This is a genomic window from uncultured Clostridium sp., from assembly GCF_947036855.1.
Classification (GTDB): domain Bacteria; phylum Bacillota; class Clostridia; order Clostridiales; family Clostridiaceae; genus Sarcina.
Window position 1 is genome coordinate 1 of record NZ_CAMQRY010000206.1, and the last position, 2,811, is coordinate 2,811.

Sequence of the window (2,811 nt, forward strand, 5' to 3'; positions counted from 1 at the left end):
AAAATATCTATAGATTTAAAACCATCACTTGATATAAAAACTTTAGATGCTAGAGTTCAAAAAGATTTTGCTGAGAACTTAAATAATGAGTTTAAAAAATCTTTAAATAAACTATTCCCACAACAGTTAATTCCATTTATAGTAGAGTCAGTAGATATAGATGGTAGCAAAAAAGTTAACTCTATAACTAAAGATGAGAGAAAAGCTTTCGTAAACTTTATAAAAAATGTTGAATTTGAAGTTAAAGGGCTTAGAGGACTTGAAGAGGCAATAGTTACAGCTGGGGGTATTTCTACAAAGGAGATAGACCCATCAACTATGAAATCTAAAATTTTAAATAATTTATCATTTGCAGGAGAAGTAATAGATGTAGATGCCTTTACTGGTGGATACAATGTTCAAATAGCAATATCAACTGGGTATTTAGCTGGTGAAAATATATAATTAAAATAAAGTGAGGTATATGATTTGAATAAATTAAGCGTAGCAATAGATGGACCAGCAGGAGCTGGAAAGAGTACAATAGCTAAAATAGTGGCAGATAAATTAGATCTTATGTATATAAACACAGGGGCTATGTACAGAGCTGTTACTGTAAAAGCTTTAGAGAAAAATATAGCATTTACAGAAATAGATAAATTAATGGAAATGATAAGCACTATGGATATATATTTTGAAAATGATGACCTCTTCTTAAATGGAGAAAATATAAATGATCAAATAACTCACCCAAATATAAGTAAAAGAGTTTCAGAGTATGCATCAGTTAGAGAGATTAGAGTGAAACTTGTAGAACAAATGAGAAAAATGTCTGAAAAATACAATGTTATAATGGATGGAAGAGATATAGGGACAGTAGTTCTTAAAGATGCTCCATATAAATTTTTCTTAACAGCTAGTGCAACAGAGAGAGCTGATAGAAGGTTTAAAGAACTTACAGGTAAAGGGCTTGAAGTTAATTATGATGAAATTTTAGAAGATATTATAAAAAGAGATGAGTATGATACAAATAGGGAAGTTGACCCACTTAGAAAAGCTGATGATGCATTAGAGGTAGATACTACTGGGTTAAACATACAAGAAGTTGTTTCAGAAATTTTAAAAAATATAAATTAATTAGAGTATTTAAGGAGTTTAAAATGAAAAGAAAAATTATACTTGCTGAAAATGCAGGATTTTGTTTTGGAGTTAAAAGAGCAGTAGATGAAAGTTTACAGGCTAGAGAAAATAGTCCAAAAAAAATATATACACTAGGACCACTAATTCATAATAAAGATGTTGTTAAAAATCTTGAAGCTAAAGAGATAAATGCAATATCATTTGAAGAGATTGATAATCTTGAAAAAGATGATATTGTTGTAATTAGATCTCATGGAGTTAAAGAAAATGTTATTACTACTCTTGGAAGTAAAGGTCTTATAGTAAATAATGCTACTTGTCCTTATGTTACAAGTATTCATATGAAGGTTAAAGCACATTATGAAAAAGGATATACTATAGTTATACTTGGTGATGAAAATCACGCAGAAGTTATTGGTATAAATGGTTGGTGTAATGACTCTGCTATAATTACAAATGCTTCTGATAGTGATAATTTAGAATTTCCTAAAAAAGTCTGTGTTGTATCTCAAACAACAGAGAAAAAAGAAAATTGGGAAAGACTTCTTTCAAATATAGTTAAAGTATCTAAAGAAATAGTTGCTTTTAATACTATATGTGCTGCTACTGAAGAAAGACAAAGTAGTGCGCAGGATATTTCTGTTAAAGCTGATATGGTAATAGTTATTGGTGGTAAAAATAGTTCAAACACTACAAAGCTATATGAAATATGTAAAAAGAATTGTAAAAATACATATCATATAGAAAATGCATCTGATTTAACAGATGAGATAAAAAACTTTGATTGTAAGGTAATTGGAATAACAGCAGGGGCATCAACTCCTGATTTTGTAATAAATGAAGTTATAGATATGTTAAAAAACATATAGAAACTTGAATAAAGTCTAGAATTAATGTAAAATATTTCTGTAGTATTTATCTTAGGAGTGAAGCATGGAAATAAAATTACTAAATGTTCTAGACTTTTTTTATTTTAGAAAAGAATTCAAAAGTATAATGGATTTAAATTTTTTGAGTTATATGAAATTTGTGTTTGTTGATAATTATTTATTTTATTTAAAAAATACAAATGGGACAATAGCTTTACTTAAAGCTAGTAAAAATGACGAATTGAAATTTAATGTTTCTGATATATACGAACTAGATAAACCATTACTTGAAATGAAAGAAAAAGAAAATTATGATAGCCATAGTTTTTTATATTCATCTACTAAGCAAAATGAGCTTATTTCAAAAGTTGGATTTAAGAAAACATCTATGGATGAATTTATGGTTTTAAATGTAAATGATGTAGATTTTAAAAAGTTTTCATATTCAATAGAATTTAATTATGAAAGCCTTACTAGAAGTATAAATGAAGATATAAGATGTGAAATACAAAATAATGCCTTTAAAAGTGAGAAGAGGTTTCCACTAAAAAGCAAAGATGTAAAGTATGAAATGTCTAGAAGAAATTATATACCAGAACTTGCTTATTTCATAAAAAGAAAGTTTTATTATGTGGGATATGGACAAATACTGTTAATGGATGGTAAGTATACAGTAGTCAACCTATGTGTAAAAACTGAATGCCAAGGACAAGGAATAGGAACAGAACTTTTAAAATTCCTACTTGTAGAAGCAAAAAAACTAGATATAAATGAAGTTTTTATAAAAGTTAAATCTAATAATATAGCAGCTAAAAAGCTATAT

Annotated in this window: 4 protein-coding genes; all 4 read left to right on the forward strand. The window is 27.4% G+C overall.

Annotated elements, in window-relative coordinates:
• On the forward strand, window positions 1-444 hold a 444-nt coding region (locus tag Q0V15_RS12800; RefSeq protein WP_297439528.1), incomplete at its 5' end, for an NAD(P)/FAD-dependent oxidoreductase.
• A gap of 24 nt (window positions 445-468) precedes the next feature.
• Window positions 469-1,116, forward strand: coding sequence for a (d)CMP kinase (gene cmk, locus Q0V15_RS12805; RefSeq protein ID WP_297439529.1), 648 nt, complete (start codon window positions 469-471; stop codon window positions 1,114-1,116).
• A 23-nt stretch (window positions 1,117-1,139) separates the two neighbouring features.
• Window positions 1,140-1,988, forward strand: coding sequence for a 4-hydroxy-3-methylbut-2-enyl diphosphate reductase (locus Q0V15_RS12810; protein ID WP_297439530.1), 849 nt, complete (start codon window positions 1,140-1,142; stop codon window positions 1,986-1,988).
• Between the two features lie 151 nt (window positions 1,989-2,139).
• The coding region (locus Q0V15_RS12815) for a GNAT family N-acetyltransferase (protein WP_297439531.1) at window positions 2,140-2,811 on the forward strand (672 nt) is incomplete at its 3' end.

Bases quoted from the DNA above. Each gene is read 5' to 3' on its own strand.
- Q0V15_RS12810 (WP_297439530.1), top strand. From the start codon at position 1,140: ATGAAAAGAAAAATTATACTTGCTGAAAATGCAGGATTTTGTTTTGGA.